Annotated in this window: 19 protein-coding genes and 2 tRNA genes; 9 read left to right on the plus strand and 12 right to left on the minus strand. The window is 61.4% G+C overall.

Annotation, left to right across the window (positions count from 1 at the left end; genetic code table 11):
* Nucleotides 1-52 precede the first annotated feature (52 nt).
* The 3 genes from IE111_RS15965 to IE111_RS15975 all read left to right on the plus strand — a co-directional run bounded on the left by IE111_RS15965 (nt 53) and on the right by IE111_RS15975 (nt 2,626).
* Nucleotides 53-128, plus strand: a tRNA-Val gene (locus IE111_RS15965).
* Between the two features lie 6 nt (nt 129-134).
* A tRNA-Asp gene (locus IE111_RS15970) sits at nt 135-211 on the plus strand.
* Nucleotides 212-607: 396 nt separating this feature from the next.
* Nucleotides 608-2,626 (plus strand): NADPH-dependent 2,4-dienoyl-CoA reductase, encoded by a 2,019-nt coding sequence (locus IE111_RS15975; protein WP_189610550.1) that lies wholly within the window; start codon nt 608-610, stop codon nt 2,624-2,626.
* A 416-nt stretch (nt 2,627-3,042) separates the two neighbouring features.
* Here IE111_RS15975 and IE111_RS15980 read toward each other — a convergent pair whose 3' ends face one another.
* Together IE111_RS15980 and IE111_RS15985 are read right to left on the minus strand one after the other, a co-directional pair.
* On the minus strand, nt 3,043-3,468 hold the full coding sequence (locus tag IE111_RS15980; RefSeq protein WP_189610552.1) for a hypothetical protein: 426 nt from the start codon (nt 3,466-3,468) through the stop codon (nt 3,043-3,045).
* Between the two features lie 2 nt (nt 3,469-3,470).
* Nucleotides 3,471-3,800 (minus strand): hypothetical protein, encoded by a 330-nt coding sequence (locus tag IE111_RS15985; RefSeq protein ID WP_189610554.1) that lies wholly within the window; start codon nt 3,798-3,800, stop codon nt 3,471-3,473.
* On the opposite strand from IE111_RS15985, the gene IE111_RS15990 reads away from it, so the two are divergent.
* The 3 genes from IE111_RS15990 to ylqF are packed head-to-tail and all read left to right on the plus strand — an operon-like array spanning nt 3,783 to nt 6,282.
* The gene (locus IE111_RS15990) at nt 3,783-4,475 is read left to right on the plus strand and encodes a hypothetical protein (protein WP_189610556.1); all 693 of its coding nucleotides are present in this window, start codon (nt 3,783-3,785) and stop codon (nt 4,473-4,475) included. The two genes, IE111_RS15985 and IE111_RS15990, sit on opposite strands and share 18 nt — an antisense overlap.
* Nucleotides 4,476-4,487: 12 nt before the next feature.
* Nucleotides 4,488-5,363, plus strand: coding sequence for a 1-aminocyclopropane-1-carboxylate deaminase/D-cysteine desulfhydrase (locus IE111_RS15995; protein ID WP_189610558.1), 876 nt, complete (start codon nt 4,488-4,490; stop codon nt 5,361-5,363).
* Between the two features lie 52 nt (nt 5,364-5,415).
* Nucleotides 5,416-6,282 carry a ribosome biogenesis GTPase YlqF gene (gene ylqF, locus IE111_RS16000; protein ID WP_189610560.1) on the plus strand — a complete coding sequence of 289 codons (867 nt, stop codon included), beginning with the start codon at nt 5,416-5,418 and terminating at the stop codon, nt 6,280-6,282.
* A gap of 432 nt (nt 6,283-6,714) precedes the next feature.
* Here the strand turns inward: ylqF and IE111_RS16005 are convergent, their stop codons facing one another.
* Complete coding sequence (locus IE111_RS16005) at nt 6,715-7,659, minus strand: histone deacetylase family protein (RefSeq protein ID WP_189610562.1); 945 nt, start codon at nt 7,657-7,659, stop codon at nt 6,715-6,717.
* 31 nt (nt 7,660-7,690) lie between these two features.
* Between IE111_RS16005 and IE111_RS16010 the strand changes: the two genes are divergently transcribed.
* The 3 genes from IE111_RS16010 (at nt 7,691) to ccoM (ending at nt 11,805) form a co-directional block, all read left to right on the plus strand.
* Nucleotides 7,691-10,375 carry a bifunctional acetate--CoA ligase family protein/GNAT family N-acetyltransferase gene (locus IE111_RS16010; protein WP_189610564.1) on the plus strand — a complete coding sequence of 895 codons (2,685 nt, stop codon included), beginning with the start codon at nt 7,691-7,693 and terminating at the stop codon, nt 10,373-10,375.
* 11 nt (nt 10,376-10,386) lie between these two features.
* Nucleotides 10,387-11,202, plus strand: coding sequence for an NAD(+) diphosphatase (nudC, locus tag IE111_RS16015; protein WP_189610566.1), 816 nt, complete (start codon nt 10,387-10,389; stop codon nt 11,200-11,202).
* 477 nt (nt 11,203-11,679) lie between these two features.
* Nucleotides 11,680-11,805: a cytochrome c oxidase subunit CcoM gene (gene ccoM, locus IE111_RS24665; RefSeq protein ID WP_268245034.1), complete on the plus strand. Its 126-nt coding sequence runs from the start codon at nt 11,680-11,682 to the stop codon at nt 11,803-11,805.
* 27 nt (nt 11,806-11,832) lie between these two features.
* Here ccoM and fnr read toward each other — a convergent pair whose 3' ends face one another.
* From fnr to IE111_RS16060, 9 genes are all read right to left on the minus strand, one after another.
* Nucleotides 11,833-12,573, minus strand: a complete 741-nt coding sequence (gene fnr, locus IE111_RS16020; protein WP_308427548.1) for a fumarate/nitrate reduction transcriptional regulator Fnr — start codon at nt 12,571-12,573, stop codon at nt 11,833-11,835.
* Nucleotides 12,574-12,684: 111 nt separating this feature from the next.
* The gene (ttcA, locus tag IE111_RS16025) at nt 12,685-13,581 is read right to left on the minus strand and encodes a tRNA 2-thiocytidine(32) synthetase TtcA (RefSeq protein WP_189610570.1); all 897 of its coding nucleotides are present in this window, start codon (nt 13,579-13,581) and stop codon (nt 12,685-12,687) included.
* A gap of 85 nt (nt 13,582-13,666) precedes the next feature.
* Nucleotides 13,667-14,146 (minus strand): hypothetical protein, encoded by a 480-nt coding sequence (locus tag IE111_RS16030; RefSeq protein ID WP_189610572.1) that lies wholly within the window; start codon nt 14,144-14,146, stop codon nt 13,667-13,669.
* 337 nt (nt 14,147-14,483) lie between these two features.
* Complete coding sequence (locus IE111_RS16035; protein WP_189610575.1) at nt 14,484-15,026, minus strand: adenine phosphoribosyltransferase; 543 nt, start codon at nt 15,024-15,026, stop codon at nt 14,484-14,486.
* A 126-nt stretch (nt 15,027-15,152) separates the two neighbouring features.
* Entirely contained in the window at nt 15,153-15,746 is a 594-nt protein-coding gene (locus IE111_RS16040; protein ID WP_189610577.1) for a gamma-glutamylcyclotransferase family protein, read from the minus strand.
* A gap of 14 nt (nt 15,747-15,760) precedes the next feature.
* The gene (locus IE111_RS16045; RefSeq protein WP_189610579.1) at nt 15,761-16,402 is read right to left on the minus strand and encodes a sulfite exporter TauE/SafE family protein; all 642 of its coding nucleotides are present in this window, start codon (nt 16,400-16,402) and stop codon (nt 15,761-15,763) included.
* A complete protein-coding gene (gene ccoS, locus IE111_RS16050; protein WP_189610581.1) occupies nt 16,392-16,598 on the minus strand; it encodes a cbb3-type cytochrome oxidase assembly protein CcoS in 207 nt (68 codons plus the stop codon). Before ccoS ends, IE111_RS16045 begins: the two co-directional genes overlap by 11 nt.
* 257 nt (nt 16,599-16,855) lie before the next feature.
* Entirely contained in the window at nt 16,856-19,264 is a 2,409-nt protein-coding gene (locus IE111_RS16055; protein ID WP_189610583.1) for a heavy metal translocating P-type ATPase, read from the minus strand.
* Nucleotides 19,261-19,776, minus strand: a complete 516-nt coding sequence (locus IE111_RS16060; protein ID WP_189610585.1) for a FixH family protein — start codon at nt 19,774-19,776, stop codon at nt 19,261-19,263. The genes IE111_RS16055 and IE111_RS16060 overlap by 4 nt, the downstream gene beginning before the upstream one ends.
* Nucleotide 19,777: the final 1 nt, after the last annotated feature.

The raw sequence follows: 19,777 nt of genomic DNA on the forward strand, positions 1-19,777 counted from the left end.
CATCTCTCCTCTTGGAGAATCCAGCCGGAAGGCTTAAAATTCATCGCGATTTGGGTGTGTAGCTCAGCTGGGAGAGCATCGCCCTTACAAGGCGAGGGTCAGCGGTTCGATCCCGTTCACACCCACCATTTCGCGGAGCGGTAGTTCAGTTGGTTAGAATGCCGGCCTGTCACGCCGGAGGTCGCGGGTTCGAGTCCCGTCCGTTCCGCCATTTCCTTTCTTGTTAGGCTGTCAGGGCAAGGCCCTGGTCGCGGTCCGGTGTGCCGGTCCAATCGCCTCCCGTCCGTTCCGCCATTTCCTTTCTCAGTCAGATTCTTGCGTTAATACCCTGTGCACCGCCCATGTAGGGCAGAAGAGGGCGTGAGCCCGTAATCTGCCGTTGGTAGAATAACGTGCCCGTGGACCGTCCCGAGCCTCCATATGTTTCCCGGCAGATAACGCTGTCGCCCGAAATGTCGTACCACTTCTTCCCTACCACCCACCCCGATCAACCTATGATGTGCGGTCTCTCGGTGGTCGACCACAAAACCTCCTTGACGCGTCGCCCCTCCTATGGTGCTATTGCTAAAATTAAAACAACCGTTTGAAACGGCTGATAGGATTTCTCATGACGCATCCATATCCCAATCTGTTTACACCGCTTGAAGTCGGACCGCTGACTTTGAAAAACCGCTTTCTGATGGGTTCCATGCACACCGGGCTGGAAGAGGCCAAGAACGGTTTCGAACGCATGGCTGCTTTCTATGCCGAACGCGCACAAGGCGGCGTGGCGATGATCGTCACCGGGGGCATCTCGCCCAATGAGGAGGGGTTGACCTATCCGGGCGCCGCGAAGCTGACCACCCAGGAAGAGGCTTCAAAACACAAGACGATCACCCGGGCCGTGCATGAAGCCGGTGGTCGCATCAGCCTGCAGATCCTGCATACCGGTCGCTATGCCTATATCCCGAACAATGTATCGGCGTCTGAGATCCAGGCGCCGATCAATCCGTTCAAGCCCAAGGCCCTGACCGACGAACAGATTCAACGCACCATCGACGACTTCGCCCATTGCGCCGTTCTGGCGAAGGAGGCGGGCTACGACGGGGTCGAGGTGATGGGCTCCGAAGGCTACCTGATTAATCAGTTCACCGCGCCGCGTACCAATCACCGCGACGATGACTGGGGCGGTGACATTCGTCATCGCATCACCCTGGGCGAGCGCATTGTTCAGGAAATCCGCGCTCAGTGCGGCGATGATTTCCTGGTCATCTACCGTCTGTCGATGATCGATCTGGTGGAAGAGGGCAACACCTGGGACGAAATCGTCGAACAGGCTCGTGTGATGCAGCAAGCGGGCGTTCATTTGTTGAACACCGGCATTGGCTGGCACGAAGCGCGTATTCCCACCATCGCCACGTCGGTTCCGCGAGCCGCGTTCGCACGGGTAACCGAGCGGATCCGTAAAGAGGTGTCCATCCCGGTGGTGGCGTGTAACCGCATCAACACCCCGGAAGTGGCCGAAAACATCATTGCCTCGGGCCAGGCCGATATGGTGTCCATGGCGCGGCCATTCCTCGCCGATGGGTTCTTCGTCAATAAGGCGGAAGCCGGCGATGCCGAAGCGATCAACACCTGTATCGCCTGCAACCAGGCTTGTCTGGACCACATTTTCGAAATGAAACTGACGTCCTGCCTGGTCAATCCTCGTGCTTGCCGCGAAACCGAACTCAACTATGTGCCGACGAAGACTCCGAAGCGCATCGCGGTCGTCGGCTCCGGTCCGGGCGGGCTGGCCGCGGCGACCGTCGCGGCCGAGCGCGGCCATACGGTGACGCTGTTCGACGAACACGACGAGATTGGCGGCCAGTTAAACCTCGCCAAACGCATTCCGGGCAAGGAGGAATTCCACGAGACCCTGCGTTATTTCAAGGTTCAACTGGAGCGGAACAAGGTCGATATCCGGCTCGACAAGCGCGTGACGGCGGATGATCTGGCCGATTTCGACGAAGTCGTCATCGCTACCGGTATCAACCCCCGAACGCCGGATATCGACGGCATAGACCACCCCAGCGTCGTCTCCTACGTCGACCTTGTCAGTGGACGGGTCCGACCCGGTCAGCACGTTGCTATTATCGGCGCCGGTGGCATCGGCTTCGACGTCGGCGAGGTGTTGGTCCACGAAGGGGTATCCCCCAGCCTCGACGTCGATGTCTTTATGAAAGAGTGGGGCGTCGACCTCAATGTCGGTACCCCGGGCGGGCTTATTCCCGCACAACACACACCCAGCCCGCGCCAGGTATGGCTGTTGCAGCGCAAGACCAGCAAAGTCGGCAAGAACCTGGGCAAAACCACCGGCTGGATTCACCGCGCGACCCTGCAACACAAGGGCGTCGAGTTTCTGCGCGGTGTCGAATACCGGTGCATCGACGACGCCGGCCTGCACATCACCATAGACGGCGAGGACCGCACCCTGCCCGCCGACCAGATCGTCATCTGCGCCGGTCAGGAGTCCCGACTCGACCTGTTCCATGAACTCGAACAGCGTGGTATCACCGGCCACCGCATCGGCGGTGCTTTCAAGGCGGGTGAACTCGACGCCAAGCGGGCCATTCGTCAGGGATCCGAGTTGGCGGCTGAATTGTAGGTCACTTAGGCCTCATGCTAAGTGGTGCCCCCGGTTCTTTGAATTGCCACGGTCTGTTCTGTCTAGGCTGACCTTAGTGCCAGTGGTCCGTGCCCGGTGAGGAGGTAGGCTCCCCCGAGGAAGCATCCCCCGGCAACCGGCACGGACCAAGGGCACAATCACCAACCCAGGCACCAGTCTGCCCAAGCACCCATTGGCCGCGAAAGGACCTGAAACAACACCCATAACGGACATTTTGCTCATTTTGTGAACAAACAAGTTCACAGATTCCAACATCCATGCCATAACCTCCGGCCAATTGCCGATCCCGTCACATTTCCCAATGACAACAGACGTTACACTCCTTAACTCGGTTTTGGCGTATCATGCTTTTCTTACCCGGCCATGACAGTCAGGCTGGGGGCCAACACCGATCTTCAACAGGACGTTGGTATGACCTGGGGTAGCTTATGGCATTTCGCAGTAACAAAGATCTGATCGAGGCGGTATTCTTCTTCGGTAAAAAGGGCATCAGCAAAGAGATGCGCTACACCGAATTCGAGGCCGTGCTTGACGGCGTGGTCGGTATAACCGGACTCTCCTCCCGTGAGGTGCAGGCTGCGTATCTGCGAATCACCCCGTCCCTCGATGTTCATTCCGTAGTTCTTTTCCTGATCGACTTCGACGATCGCGGTTTCGCCGATCAGGACTGGAACATCCCCCTGCGTCATCTGGCCGATACCGCCGGTTCCGGGCCCGATCTTGGCAAGGGGCCGATTCGCCTGTCCTGCCGCAGCCAGTGTTCCGTATCCTGGTACCAGAATGAACTGTGGGAGCCGGGCGGCCGTGGTGGCCTGAACCATTTTCAGTTGATTCGCGACGCCGTCAAACGCAACAAACTGGGCATCATCACCGAAGAGCCGAGCGCGCCGCTGGAGCCGCCGGTGATGCAGGAGCAGGTTAGGATGTCGGCGATTTCGAGGATCTGCCGGTCATTTCCGACCAGGTCGAGCCCCAGGCCCTGACCGGTTACTCGGAAGAAGACCTCAAGGCCGAGCTGGCCAAGCAGGCGCGTGAATACCAGGAAAAACTGTCCATTCTGGCCCAGCGCCAGAAACAGCGACTGGCCGGTCTGGAAGAGCAGCACAAGGAAGAGATCGAGCAGGTCAAACGGGCCATGCGCAACGAAGCCCAAACCTATCGCAACCGCATTCAGGAGCTGGAGCAACAGTGCAACCAGAATAAGGTGCTGTTCGACAAGCTCCAGTCCAACTACCGCAAGCTGGAAAAAGACCGGGTGTTGCTGCAGGACCAGGCCGATACCTACAAAGCCCGGTACGATGAACTGAAAGACGAGCATTTCGATCTGCTGCGCACCCAGCAGACCACCGAGGCCGGTGAACACGCCAAAGTGGTCGCGCTGAAAGAGGCGCTGACCGAGAAGAACATCGAGATCGACGATCTGAACGATCGTGTGCGCCAACTGATCGCCGAGGCGGACAACGTCAAGGATCAGATGGTCGAGATGGAGCAGGATACCAGCGAACAGGAAGCCTTCTTCGAACGGTTGGAGGGGATGGAGCTGGTCTTCGTGGCCTATCATCCGGGTGCCGGTCACATCAGCATGCCGGCGCGGCAGCTGCAGGATTACCTGGAACGACCGCTCACCTTCGCGGCTCAGAAATGCGGTGTGACCCCGGAGCAATACAAAGCCTGGTTGATTCACTACGACAGCCCGGAGTGCGAAGAGTGCGGTGTTCCGGTCAAACGCGTCGATCAACCGGCGGATTTCGAAGCCGGTACCCACAATTTCTGCTCGCGTCACCGGGTGGTGTCCGGTAACGTCACGGCCTTTCGCAAGTCCAGCTGACACCGATCCTTCATGAAATCCTGGCCCGATCCCGTGCGGTTGGACGTCGACCGCACGCCCTGGAACGACTGTGAGACCATCTTTACCGTGCGCGGCGACCGCTTGCACCCGGTCGTCTCCGGTAACAAGTGGTTCAAACTGCTGCCGTTGCTGGAATTCGCCCGATTGCGCGGCATTCAGACTCTGGTCTCCGTCGGCGGACCCTATTCCAACCATTTGCACGCCCTGGCCTATGCCGGCCACCGTTGGGGGTTCGATACCGTCGGCATCGTTCGCGGACCGGAACCGGACGAGTATTCCCAGACACTCCAGGACTGTCTCGCCTGGGGCATGACGTTGCGCTTCATCTCGCGGACCGACTACGCCGAGCGGTATTCGACACGGTTCGAGGAGCAGTGGCGGGCCGAGTACCCCGGCGGTCATTTTATCGCCGAAGGCGGGTGGTCGCCGGAAGCCATCCAGGGGTCGGCCAACTGGTGGCAGCTGGCCGGTCGGGATCTGGATTGGCTGGTTTGCCCGGTGGGGTCCGGTACCACCCTGGCCGGATTGATCCTCTCCGCCCCGACCCGCTGTCGCGTCGTCGGTGTCCCGGTCTACCGCGATCCGGACGAGTACACCGATCTGCGCCGGAAACTGGCGGAGCAAGGCATCAGCGCCGACCGGTACCGGATCTGGAGCGGTCACGCCGGACGTGGCTTCGGACGCAGCAGCGAAGCCGAACGCACCTTCGGCGAGCGATTCGAAGCCCGGAACGGCTACGAGCTCGATCCCGTCTACACCCGCAAGACCTTTCTCGCACTGGCTTCCAGGCTGAATCGGGATCCGTCGTTGAAAGACAGCCGCATCGGTGTTCTGCATACCGGCGGGCTTCAGGGCCGAACCGGCTGACGCCCAACTGTGGTACACTGCGCGGCCGTTTCACCATCCGGTAGTCGCACCCATGGCCAAAATCAATTGGTTCCCGGGCCATATGGCCAAGGCCCGTCGCCAAATCAGCGAATTGATGCCCAAGATCGACGTCGTGATCGAAGTCATCGACGCCCGTCTTCCCCGATCGAGCATGAACCCGGTCCTGTCCGAAGTACGCGGTGACAAGCCCGTCGTTCGGCTGCTGAGCAAGGCCGATCTCGCCGACCCCGAGATCACGGACGCCTGGCGCCGTTTCTACAGTGAAGAACACAACATGACCGTCATGCCCCTGGTCATGACCGACAAGCGCCAGCTCAACAAGGTCCCGGATCTCTGTCGAAAACTCGCCCCGCATCGCGGTGGCATCGGCAAGCCCGTACGTACCGTCGTCGTCGGCATTCCCAACGTGGGCAAGTCCACGCTGATCAACGGCCTGGTCGGCCGCCGGATCGCCAGGGTCGGCGACGAACCGGCGGTCACCCGGCGCCAGCAACGCATCCAGATCGCCGACGATTTCACGTTGATGGACACCCCCGGCATCATGTGGCCGTCGCCGGACAGCGAAGTCGGCGGTTATCGTCTGGCCGCGTCCGGCGCTATCCGCGACACGGCGGTGGAGTATGAAGACATCGCGCTGTTCGCGGTCGATTACCTGATGCAACGCTACCCGGAGCGCCTGAAAGAGCGCTATAAGCTGACGGATATCCCGGATGGCGCCATGGACTGCCTGGCCGACATCGCCCGCAAACGGGCCTGTGTTCGCGGCCGCGAAGTGGACTGGCACCGCGTCAGCGAGATCGTCCTGAAGGAGTTCCGGGGTGGCATTCTCGGCCGCATCAGCCTGGAAGAGCCCGATCGGGATGTCCCTTACAGGGAGCTGGAGTCCGACGCCCCGTAGGTTGCATTAGCCCGAAGGGCGTAATCCGACATTTTGTACCAGTGGTCCGGGCCGGGGTGGGGTGCGGGCGTTTTTGGGGTCGTCGTAGATACGTCCATGTAGACTTGACCGCAGCGTCCCTGCTGCGGACATCCCCAAAACGCCTGCACCCCGGCCCTCGCAACCGTGCCACGGTTTCCTCTTTACCTACGATGTAGCCCTGTAGGGTGGGCACCGCCCACCTTCGAAGGTAATGAAACCCCTATCAATCACGACCGCCTAAATGCTTAGGGCGGCCCTGGTCTGAATGAGTGCCTCCGAATCTTAGTCGGATTACGCCCTTCGGGCTAATGCGACCTACGGGGTTGGGTTTGCTGTTGTGGCAGTGGTATTGGTGGGCGATGCCCACCCTACTGATGGAGGCTCTGGAGACACCAGTGGTAAAAAGTCTCCTTATTCAACCCCATCCTCGGGCAACCCCATCAACGCCCTGACGTGTTGTTCTGCTGATTCGGCCAGGGCCTTGAGGTGGTAGCCGCCTTCCAGCATGGAGACGACGCGGCCATTGCAGAGGTCCTCCGCCGCTTCCACGATCCGCCGCGTCAGCCAGTAGTAATCGTGCGTCTGCCAGTTCAACTGACCCAGTGGATCCATGGTATGGGCGTCGAAACCGGCTGAAATGAAGATCATCTCGGGCTGGTGCCGCTTCAGGGCCGGCAGCCAGCTCTGTTCCCAATCATCCCGCATGTCACCCGAGGTCGCGAAGGCGACCTGGGGCGTCAGGACGATGTGGGGGTGTTCGATCTGCCAATGCGAATTCGGATAGAACGGGTGCTGGAACGAGCTGCAGACCATGACCTCGGGCCGGTCCTGGAACGCCTCGATGGTGCCGTTGCACTGATGGACGTCGAAATCGAGGATGGCCACCCGTTTCAGTCCGTGATGTTCAAGCGCATGGGCGGCGGCGACGGCGATGTTGTTGAAAAAGCAGAAGCCCATGGTCACGGCCGGTTCGGCGTGGTGACCCGGCGGGCGAATGGCGCAGAAGGCGTTTTGGTACTCGCCGGCCATGATGTCGTCCACGGCCTGAACACCGGCGCCGGCGGCACGGTAGGCCGCTTCCCAGGTATAGGGACCCATCAGGGTGTCGGGATCGACGTGAATCAGGCCGTGAGAGGGGCTGATGCGGTCGATTTGCTCCACGTAAATGGGGTGGTGGATGCGCAATACCATCGCTTCGTTACCCAACATGGCCTCGCGCACGTCCATGCGTTCGGTCAGCTGTTGGTCGTCGAGACGGCTGAGAATGGCTTCCAGCCGCTTCGGTGATTCCGGGTGTCCTTCGCCCATATCATGGAGCTGGCACACCGGGTGATGTATGAGCGCTGTTCGATTCATGGTGGGTTCCCATTGAAAGGCATGGCAGTATATGTCTAGAGTATCGCCGTTGCATCCCGACTTTGGTGGCACCATGCCGGACCTGAGCAGTTTTTTCCAGCCCAAGAGTATCGCAGTCCTGGGGGCGTCCGAGCGACCCGGCAGTATGGGTTCCGTGGTTACGCAAAACCTGAAACAGGCCGGCTTTCCCAATCCGATCTACGCGATTAATTTGAAGGGCTACAAGAGCGTTTACGGTTACCCCTGTTACCGGTACGTGCGCCAGGTACCCGACACCATCGATCTGGCGGTGATCTGCCTGCCTCCGGAGACCTTGCTGCGGGTTCTGCGGCAGTTGGCGCGCCATGGCATTCGCGCCGTCATCATCCTGACCGGCGGCCTGTCGCGCCGCCTGTCCCTCGGTCAGCGGCGTAATGATCAGATCGAACGTCTGGCCCGGGAACTGAATATCCGGATATTGGGGCCCAACTGCCTGGGGGTGTTGGTGCCGGACGAACACCTGAACGCCAGCTTCACCCACATCGATGCTTTGCCCGGCCGCTCGGCTTATGTCGGTCATTCGGCAGCGCTGGGCTCGGCCTTGCTGGATTGGGCCGGGGCGCGGGGCATTGGCTTTTCCCACTTCCTGACCACCGGGGCCAGCGCCGATCTGCGCATTTCGGACGTGATCGATTATCTGTCCACCGACCGGCGGGTGCGGGCCATCCTGGTCCACCTGGAACAGATCCGGGATGCCAATCGGCTGCTGATCGCCTTGCGGGCGGCTGCCCGTTCAAAAAAGGTGCTGGCGATTCGTACCCAGGCTCAGGAATCGCTGCCGCCGGGGCTGACCGACCGGCGTGCGGTGGACGACGAGTATTTCAACCGCGCCGGGGTGTTGCAGGTGGACAGCGTCGACGGCCTGTTCAGCGGGCTGGAGATCCTGTCCCGCTCTCGGCCGCTGCATCGCGCCAACCTGGCGATTGTCAGCAACGGGCTGGGCACGGCGATGCTGGCGCGTCGGCAACTGGACGAGCTCGGCGGGGAAGGGGCGCCGATCGAGCGATTGAAAGACCAACTGGAGGATCTCTGGTACTCCGACGAGACCGGTTACAACCCGGCCGTGCTGCCGCCCGAGGCCAACGGCGAGGACTATGTTCGCCTGCTCCGCATTCTGGAAAAGGATCCGGCCATCGGCGGTATTCTGGTCATCCACAGTCCCAACCAGCGCTCTGACAGCTCCGAAGTAGCCACTCACTTGCTGCCCTATATCCGCCGCAGTCGCCGCATGATCCTGACCTGTTTTCTCGGCGGCGTCAGCATCGTGGAGGCGCGCAAGACCTTCGACGATGCCGGTCTGCTGAATTTCGATTCCCCCAACGATGCCGTGGAAGCCTATTTTACCCTGGCCCGACACCAGGTCGCGCAGGATAGGTTGCGCGAGACGCCGACGTCCATGGCACTCGGATTCAAGCCGGACCGGGATCAAGGCGAACAACTGTTTCGCCAGGCCAGGGAGCAACGGCGGACCTATTTCACCTGGGCCGAGGCGCGCATGCTGATGCGGCTCTATGGATTCAATCTGGTCGACAGTACCTTCGGGGTGGATTTCGACCGGGTAGTCGAACGCCTCACGCCCCGTTACTTCCCGGCGTCGCTGCGCCTGGTGCACGAGGATTACTGCTTTCCGTTCGCCTACAACGAGAATCCGTCGGAGCGCTGGCGGGGCGTGCGCATTGAATTGGCCGATCCGGAAGCGTTGCACACGGCCCGGCGAGAGTTGGAGGAGGAGAAGGCCGAGCGTTTCCCCGACAGCCGCATTCTCGGCTGGGGTGTCCAGCCGATGCGCCGCAAGATCGACAATCTTCAATTCAGCATGGGCATGACCCGGGATGAGGATTACGGCCCGCTGATCATTTTCGGCGAAGGCGGTTCGCGCGCGGACATGCTGGCCGACCGTCAGGTCGCACTGCCGCCGCTCAACTCCACCCTGGCCAGCCAGATGATCATGCGCTCGCACAGTTACGAGGTTCTGGCTGAGCGTTCGGACGATCTGGCCACCGACATGGCGCATCTGGTACGCGCGTTGAAAGCGCTGGCGCAGATGGTGACCGACCTGCCGGAACTGGCCGGTCTGGAAGCGAATGTCCTGCTGCAGCCGGGAGAGGGCTTGTTGGTGCTGGGGGTGGCGGCCTGTCTGGGCGAACCGCAACGCCCGGCGTTGAACCCCTATCCGTCGGAGTGGGTCGAGACCGCCCAACTGAGAGGCGAGCGGACCGTTCTGATCCGCCCCATCCGGGGCGAAGACGAACCCGCGCTGAAAGCTTTCTACAGCGGCTTCGATGCCGAATCGCTGCGATTGCGTTTTTTCGGCAGTCGTCTGCACTTCGAACATCGGGAACTGGCGACCCTCTGCCAGATCGATTATCGCCGCGAGATGGTGTTTGTGGCGCTGGCCGACCACACCATTGTCGCCGAGATGCGGCTGTGGACCGATGTGAACACCAACACCATGGAATTCGCCATCATGGTGGCGTCGTCGCACCAGGGCACGGGTCTGTCGACGCATTTGATGCACAAGACCATCGATTACGCCCGCAGCCAGGGTGTCGATCGTATTATTGCCGATGTCCTGCCCGAGAATTACCCCATGCTCGCTTTGGGTCGCTATTTCGATTTTTCGGCTGAGCACGATGAGGAAGGCGTAGTACACTTGTCGCTCCCGCTCGACCACTGACAGGAGAACGCGTGCTCTACGAACTGGACGATCACCGCATCGACCTGCCCGGTCGGGCCCCGGCCCCCCGGGATTCCGACCGTCTGTTGCTGTGGCAGGACGGCGAGTTGATACTCACCGACGACTCCATTGTTCACCAACGCGCCGATGTGACCCTGGCGATGGAGGCGGAGGAGTTCATCGGTTACCTCGATGGCCATCCCTATTTTACCGCCCGGGTGTCCGGCGAACCCGAACTGCCGCGTCAGCCGCTGCGCGAACTGGCCATGCACAGCGAAACCGCCTTCACGCTCGCCGCGCGCGGCAAGGGCTTGCTGGACTGGCGCCGTCAGCACCGCTTTTGCGGTCAGTGCGGTCGCCCGACGACGTCCATTCCCGGTGAGCCGGCCATGCACTGCGAACCCTGCCGTCTTCGGTTCTATCCACGAGTGAGCCCGTGCGTGATCGTGTTGATCACCCGCGGTCCTGAGGTGTTGCTGGCCCAGGGCATGCGGCACCGTTCCAGCGGGTGGTACAGCACGTTGGCGGGGTTTATCGAGACGGGTGAGTCGGCGGAGCAGGCGGTGCATCGGGAGATTCGCGAAGAGGTCGGTGTGGAACTGACCAATCTGCGCTACCAGGGCAGTCAGACCTGGCCGTTTCCGCATCAGTTGATGCTGGGGTTCTGGGCGGACTATGCCGGCGGGGACATCCGTCTGGAGGAGGAAGAGATCCACGATGCCCAGTGGTTCCACATCGACCGTCTGCCCAAGGTCTCCCCGGCGTTCTCCATCGCCGGCTGGATGATCCAGCAATATCGGGAATACTGGCACGCCCGGAATGGCTGAATGCTGTGGTATTGGTTGGGTTGGGTGCCTGGGTAGAGTGCGGCACGGTCAAGTTGGGAGCCGGGAACTCTCGCCGGCTGTCCAGGGTTCCCATCCAGGGTCGTGCGGGGTGCCGCCCACTCAACCCATCCATGGGGACTTGAACGCAGCATCCATGCTGCGGACATCCCTGGATGGGCACCCTGGACATCCGTCGCTAACACATGGTGGAATCCGCTCTACTCCCAATACCTCCTAGCTCCCCCGTAGGGCAGAAGAGGCCTAGCCGACATCTGCCGTATCCGACCAAGCCAAGAGCTCAATGCCCACAACACCACCCCATCAACCGCTCCGCCACCGGCTAAGACCGCGAACGCAACATTGATTGATCCAGGTCAATTAGCCTGAAACCGGTGACTGACCTGGATCAAATTCCCTTCTCTAATACACCTTAAACTGACTCTATCGTCTCATTCCGGTCCAAAAGGAGTCAGTCTCATGTATTTCGATGTGGTGGTCGTATCCAGTCTGGTCGTCGTGGCGGCGATGTTCGCCTTTATGGGAGGGTTCGTTTATGTGATCCGCAAGGATATGAAGAAGCATCCGCACAGATCACATAAGTAGCCGGGTAAGAGGGTAGGGCCGAGCGGGTCAGGCGCTGAGCCCCAATTCAACCCGCTCACAGTCCGCCAGGGAGGCCATATCGACCAGGGCGCTGACTTCGGCGATCTGGATGTCTTTGGCGTTGCCGGTGTCGGTCAGGATGCCCTGCTTCTGGAAGCGTGTGAACACGCGGCTGACGGTTTCGACCGCCATGCCCAGATAGTTGGCGATGTCACTGCGTGACATGGTCAGACGGAAGGTGGTGCCGGAATAGCCACGACGCTTGAAGCGAGCCGCCAGGTTCAGCAGGAAGGAGGCGAGGCGTTCCTCGGCGCTTTTTTTGCTGAGCAGCAGCATCATTTGTTGCTCCTCGCGCAGTTCCTTGCCCATCAGGCGCATCATTTGACGCCGCAATTCGGGCAGTTGGCCGCTCAGGTCGTCCAGACGGTCCACCGGTATTTCGCAGATGTTGGTGGTTTCCAGCGCCTTGGCCGAGGCCGGGAAGGTGACGGAGTCGTAGCTGTCCAGGCCGATCAGTTCGCTGGCGAGGTGAAAGCCGGTGATCTGCTCTTCGCCTTCGCGAGTCAGAGTAAAGGTTTTAACCGTTCCGGTTCTCACTGCGAAGATAGAATCGAACGGATCTCCCTGATGGAAGATCATTTCGCCCTTTTTTACCGGGCGCCCTCGCCGAATAATGGAATCCAGCTTGTCCATTTCCCCCGAATTGAGAGCCAGAGGCAGACAAAGCGGGTGAAGGCTGCAGGTACTGCAGTGAGTTGTCAGTTTCAAGATTCGTCTCCGGTCCAACAAAGACTGTATGTAACAGCTGGCATCCTAGGCCAGCCAATACATCGCATGGTAGCGGATCATACACGGCTTTCCAGTGAAATTGAGTAAAAATCAGTCTTTTTCCACCGGGTCCCAGGTGTTCACCGTGGTTTGCGCCATGGGGCTGTACTCGCCACCGTCGCTGACCGGCGCCAGCGGGATGCCGGTGGCCTGCATGGACAGGAAGTCGAACTGGTCTCTGTCCGCCAGTTGGGACGGTGCGATGTTCTGAATGGAACGAAAAATGTTTTCGATCCGGCCCGGGTGTTGCTTTTCCCAGTCCCGCAGCATGGCCTTGATCGATTGGCGCTGGAGGTTGTCCTGGGAGCCGCAGAGGTTGCACGGAATGATCGGGTACTCTCGCTGCTCGGCGAAGCGAATGATGTCCGCTTCGCGGCAGTAGGCCAGGGGGCGGATCAGGATGTTGGTGCCGCTGTCGCTGAGCAGCTTGGGCGGCATGGCCTTGAGCTTGCCGCCGTGGAACATGTTGAGGAACAGGGTCTCCAGGATGTCGTCCCGGTGGTGTCCGAGCGCGATCTTGGTGGCGCCGATCTGGTCGGCGAAGGCGTAGAGGGTGCCTCGCCGCAGGCGCGAGCAGATACCGCAGGTGGTTTTGCCCTCGGGGACCATTTCCTGAACGATGCTGTAGGTGTCCCGTTCCAGGATGTGGTAGGGCACGCCGACCTGTTTCAGGTAGTCCGGCAGGATGTGCTCGGGAAAGCCGGGTTGCTTCTGGTCGAGGTTGACGGCGACCAGTTCGAAGGAGACCGGGGCGCTCCGCTGGAGGTTCTGCAGGATGTCCAGCATAGTGTAGGAATCTTTGCCGCCGGACAGGCAGACCATGACCTTGTCACCTTCCTCGATCATGTTGAAGTCGGCGATGGCGCGGCCGGTTTCCCGCCGCAGGCGCTTCTGCAGCTTGTTGAATTCGGTTTTGGACTGTTTGTCGGCGGTCGGCTGCGCGGTCATGATGCGTTCACTGTCTGGTTATTTCGGGCGCGTGTTCTACCACCAATGCCGGTTGTGTACAAGCCTTGCCGCGAGACGGTGTTGTTCAGGCGGCGAGTACCAGGGTGCGGGGGCGTTCTCCGCAGTAGGCGGCGCGGAAAACACGGTCGTCGACGCGATGCCCCCGGTGGAAGGCCCGGCGCCAGAGTTCGACGGCGTCGTCGACCCGGTCGCTGTCGGGCAGCGTGCCCTGGGCGTGAAACAGGCAGTTGAGGCCGGCCAGGGCGGTGGCGTAGCCCCAGTTGAGGTCGAGTTCGCTGTGCGGGTCGTCGAGGAAGCGTCGCTGGCTGGCGAGGCCGCGAATGCGACAGGCCAGATCGGGGGATTGGACGATGTAATGGTCCCAGACCCGGCGGTGCATCCAGGCGGTCATGCCGAAGGGGCCGTGGCGATTGGGCCGGTGGCGGTTTTGTTCGGCAATGGCGATGGCGTCGAGCAGTCGGCTGAGGTTGTCGGTTTCAAGGCCCGCGGCCATCAGGGCGGGTTCGATGACGGTTTTCTTCAAGTCAATGCATACAGTTGTCATGATTCACCTCTACGGCTTCCCTGTGTGATGGGGGCTCCCTAATCCTGGCCTCCCGGCTCTGAATGTCCCCTGAATGAATATCCTATTCGTTTATACCGACTGTAGCGGCGGATGGTTCCAAATTTCCAATCTTAATGGGTTACTTTTTGTGGCAACTTTGGTTGCCAGTCTTGTTGTGACTGGTTGGGTGCCAAAACCCGCAGCGGCTGCCCGGGGTGCTCATTCGGGGTCGCCATGAACCCATCCATGGGGGCTTGACCGCAGCATCCCTGCTGCGCACATCCCCGAATGAGCACCCCGGGCATCCACTGCTTGCTTCAGTGCCTTCGTTCGAACCTTACTTCCCCTCGTAGGCCAACAATGTAAACGTTGGAATATTGGCCTCACCCAGCACTTCCACTCCCCCGGAATCCGGCAGATCCACCACAGCGGCGGCTTCGGCGATGTCGGCGCCGGCTTTACGAATCAGGGTGGAGGCGGCGAGGATGGAGCCGCCGGTGGCGATGAGGTCGTCGAAGATGAGGACGTTGTCGCCTTCTCCACAACTGCCGTCCTGGATCTCGAGGGTGCGTTCGCCGTAGTCCATGGTGAAGGTGTCGCGAATGACCTTGCCGGGCAGTTTGCCGTCCTTGCGGACGAGGATGATCGGGATGTTGAGTTGGTAGGCGACGATGCTGCCCAGGATGAAACCACGCGCTTCGATGGCGGCGAGGTGGGTGAGGCCGTAGTCGAGGTAGCGTTCGACGAAGGCGTGGGCGCACAGGTGCAGGGCTTTGTTGTCGTTGAACAGTGGGGTGAGGTCGCGGAAGGTGTTGCCTTCGACCGGCCAGTCTTTGTAGCTGTGAATGAGGTTTTTCAGGGTGATCTGGTCGAAACGCATGCCGCACTCCTTAAGCGATGAAACTGTTTAGGGTATAGCACAGAAATTGGGTTTCGGTTTCAAGACCCCGGATTGGAACCCGCGACGGCTGGCCGGTGAACTCAAATGTCAAATTACTCCGTTTCCTTATGGAGTGTAGGTTTGCCTGCCTGTGATCAGTTCCGGAAGTTCTGTGTGTAAGAGCCCATCCACGATGGGGTGGATGGATGTGTCCCGCATCGCTCTCGGGTAGTTGGGAGCGTGACGGTCGTCCACCAGGTGCTGCCACGGGGTGGTGGTTTGCAGGAAGCGGCGGGCGAAGGTTTCGCCGTAGCCCAGGCAGCCGTTGAGGATGACGTCGAGGTAGGTCTGCATGATGGGGCGGTCGGGCTGGGGTTCGTCGGTGTGGTGGCCGACGTAGGCCCAGAGTGGGTAGTGGTCGGGCAGGGTGTGGTCGCCGGCGGGTTTGACGTCGGTCCAGTCGATGCGCAGGCGGCGGTAACCTTGTTCGCGGGTATCGAAGCGGCTGAGGTTGTCGTCGTCGACGAGAAAGATGACGCCGTTACAGTGGCTGTCGGGGTCCTGGTGGGCGCCGACGGCGGTGGCCCGGTAGCTGGGGACCGGTACGGACCAGCGCCGGGCGATGCCGGTGACTTCGACGGGGATGGCGTCGCCGCTGATGCCGGTGCGGCTGCGGCTGTCGGCGCAGATGAGGCTGCCGTAACCAAATAAACAGTGCATGGGGGTCCTCGGGTTCAGATCATTCGGATGGCTTGAACGCTAAGCCAGGCGGCGAAGAAGAGCAAGGTCAGGCCGATCACCCAGCGCGTGCCGGAACGTTTCAGCCAGCGGTTCAGGTGCTGGCTGAGGGCGCCGGTGGCCAGCATGGCGGGTAGGGTGCCGGCGCCGAAGGCGAGCATCATCAGCGCGCTCTGGCCGGCGTTGGCCTGGGTCGCGGCGTAGCCGAGCGCGGTGTAAACCAGCCCGCAGGGCAGAAAACCCCACACCAGACCCACCCGAAATGCTTGTCCGGGGCGGCGGGCCGGCAACCACTTTCGCGTCAGCGGTTGAAGCCGGCGCCAGAGCGGCAGGGCCAGTTGTTCGATGCGGGTGATCCAGGCACCGAGGTTGAGGTAGTACAGGGCGATCAGGACCAAGAGGGCGGCGGCCAACAGGCGCAGCCAGGGCATGGCTTGCGGCGGCAGCCAGGATAATCCGGCGCCGACGAGCAATCCGAGAAAGGCGTAGGTGCTGATGCGACCGAGGTTGTAGGCCAGCAGAGTGGCGGAGCCCTGGCTGTGAAAGCCCAACGCCACGGTCAGGCCGCCGCACATACCGAGGCAGTGACCCGCGGAAATCAGTCCGATGAGTGCGGCCGAAAGGGCGTCAGCGAGCATCCCGGTCCTCGTCGGAGCGGTCTTGCCCGTGCTGGGTGTCCTTGGGGATCATGTCCTCGTCGTCGTCGAACAGGATGCGCTGGGCCGGACTGTCCAGATCGTCATACTGCCCGCTGTGCACCGTCCACCAGAACAGACCGCCGCCGACGGCCAGCAGGAAGAGGCTGACGGGGAGTAGCAGTAACAGGATGTCCATCGGTTCGATCACCTTGTTGAATTTGGAGTAGGCCCTGGGCCTATCGGTAGGGCAGAAGAGCCGGAGGCGACATCTGCCGTGGGGTAGTATATCCGGCCACTGGGGAAGCCAATGCCACGGTCGAATAACGGCAGATGTCGCCTGGGGCTCTTCTGCCCTACTGTTTCGCCCGCAATATGTTGCCGTGGTTTCCAATGCAAGCCAGAGGGCGACCCCCCACCTCTCACGGACCACAGGTACCCAAAAACTCCCAACCCCTAAAACGATCGTAATCTCAGGGCATTCCCCACCACCAGCAGAGAACTCAACGACATGCCGATGGCGGCCTGCCAGGGTGCCACCCATCCGGCCGCCGCCAGTGGCAATGCCAAACCGTTGTAGAGCAGCGCCCACAGTAAATTCTGGCGAATGATCCGGCGGGTCTTGCGGGCCGCGCGGATCGCGGTGGCCAGCACGCGCAGGTTCTCGTTCAGCAAGAGCGCATCCGACGCCTGCTTGGCCAGGTCCGTACCCGAACTCATGGCAATCGATACCGGCGCTCCGGCCAGGACCGGGGCGTCGTTGATGCCGTCGCCGACCATGGCCACCTGGCGGCCGTTGCGCTGTTGCTCATGCATCCAGTCCAGTTTCGCCTGGGCGCTGAGGCCGCTGAGATAGTCGCCTTGCAACGGTAGATCGGCCAATCTCGGGTCCACGTCCCGACTCGGGTCCCCGGTCAATACATGGCAGCGCAAGCCCAGGCTTTCAAGCTCGTCCAGGGCCGTGCGCGCCGTGCTGCGGACTTCGTCGCTGAGCGTGAAGACGGCCAGACCCTCGCCGTTGCGGCTGAGCCAGACGCGCTGACGTCGGTCCGAAGCCTCTTCAACCGCCTGGTCGAGTGTGAATCGGGCCGTGCCGAGCCGGTAGTCGCCGTCTTCGAACCGTCCGCTCAGCCCGGCCGATGGGTGCTGCCGCCGATCGGAGAATTCGGGCAGACGGGTGCCGTGAGCCACGGCGGCCTCGAACGCCTGGGCTATGGGGTGTTCGCTGCTGGCTTCGAGACCGGCGGCGAGCTCAGTCAGGTCGGACTCGGATAACGATAGAGTGCCGGCGCCTGCGAGCGGTTCGACAGAGACCAGACGATAGCGACCTTCGGTCAGGGTGCCGGTTTTGTCGAAGGCCAGGTCGGTGATGTCGGCGAGCCGGTCGAGAGTGTGGCCCCGGGTGACAACCAGGCCTTGCCGTCTCAGACTGTGGGTGGCCTGGGCGAGTGCGGTCGGCGTGGCCAGGCTGAGGGCGCAGGGGCAGGTGACCACCAGGACGCTGATGACCACCCAAAAGGCGCGTTCCGGAGCGATCCACCACCAAACCAGGCCGATCAGGGCGGTGATGATCAGCGTCGAGAGCACAAAGTGACGCGAGCCCCGGTCGGCCAGTTCGGCGATGCGGGGTTTTTCGCCGGCGGCGCGTTCGAGCAATTGCACCAGGCTGGAGGCGGAGCTGTCCGGTCCGAGCCGCGTCACTTCCAATTCGATCGGTTGGGATTGATTGAGGGTGCCGGCCAGCACCGAATCGCCCGCCACCTTATCGCGAGGGGCGAATTCTCCGGTCAGGCGCGATTCATCGAATTGACTGCGTCCCGCCCTGACCTCGCCATCGGCCGGGCAAAGCTCGCCGGCCAGTACCTGAATCCGGTCGCCGACGGCCAGGTCGCGTACCGGGGCGCGTTCGAAACGCTCACCGGTCCATTTCAGGCAGGTCGGTGGCAGATGCTGCAGCAGGGCATTGCCGGACGCATGTACCGAGCTGCGCGCGCGAAACTCAAGATAGCGACCCAGCACCAGGAAGAAGGTGAACATGTTGACGGATTCGTAGTAGACCTCGCCGTCGCCGCTCACTGTGGCCCAGACACTTGCCAGAAAGGCGCCGAGGATGGCGATGGAGACCGAGACATCCATGCTCAGGTGCCGGGCTTTCAGGCTGCGCCAGGCGGCGGTGACGAAAGGGCCGGCGGCGATGATGACGACCGGCAGCGTCAGCACCAGGCTGGTCCAGCGCAGCCAGCTTTCGTGTTGCGCCTCGATGTTGCCACTGTACAGCGCCACGGCGTTCATCATCGCCTGCATCATGCCGATGCCGGCCACACCCAGGCGCAACAGATACTGACGGGCGGTTTTCTGGCGCAAATCGGCTTCGGCGTCGGCCTTGAACGGTTGGGCGCGGTAGCCCAGGGCGTGCAAGGCGATAAACACATCCGACAGGCGCAATTCGGTGGCGTTCCAGTGCACCGTCAGTCGATGATTGGTCTGATTGAAGTGCGCCTGCTGTATGCCCGGTAACTGACGCAAGCGTTTCTCGATCAGCCAGCTGCAAGCGGCGCAGCTGATGCCCTCGATCATCAGGGTGGCGCTGCGTTCGACGTCCGAATCGTGTCGCACGAAGTCCGCCTGGACATCGTCGCGGTCGTACAACGCCAAGCGTTCCCGGTCGCGTTCGTTGACCGGCGGTGCGGCCGGTGTCTGGTCCGGGTCGTGGAAGCGATAATAGTCGCCCAGGCCGTTGTCGAGAATGGTCTGGGCCGCGGCCAGGCAACCGACGCAGCAGAAGGTGCGCGGTGCCTCGCCAACGGTCAGTTGGAAGCGCGCATCGTAGGCGGGAAGACCACAGTGAAAACAGGTGAGCGTCATTCCACCCGGGGTTGCAGTGTCTGGATGGATGAAGAGGGCAGGGTGGCGTGCCCGTGCAGACGCCAGTGTTTGCCGTCTTTGGGCGTACTGGCGGGTTCCAGCAACAGGTCACGTTCGCCCCGGATGGTTTGCGGCAACTGACCGATGTAGCGACCGTCGGGAGTACGTTCGAGTCGGACTTCGACGTCTTTGCTGGCTTTGGTCTTGAACACGTACAGCAGCGTCAGCGTATTCGGCCACGCGTCCAGATCGCCGTTTACGCGAAGCTGTACCTTTTCGCCGATGGTCTGCAGCTGGGCGCCGAGATTCATCTCGGCCGCCCATTGATCCTGCTCGGTCCGCTCGATAATGGACAGGCCGTCCTTGTAGTAATTGTCGACGATGGCGCCATCGTGGGTCACGGTGGCAATGTACAGCATCCAGAAGCTGGCAAAGATCACCATGATCAGCGGTGAGAGAATGAACCAGGGCCAGAATTGTTTGTACCAGGGCGTCGCAGCGGTGTCGTTCAAG

The organism is Saccharospirillum salsuginis (assembly GCF_014651855.1).
GTDB classification, from domain to species: domain Bacteria; phylum Pseudomonadota; class Gammaproteobacteria; order Pseudomonadales; family Natronospirillaceae; genus Saccharospirillum; species Saccharospirillum salsuginis.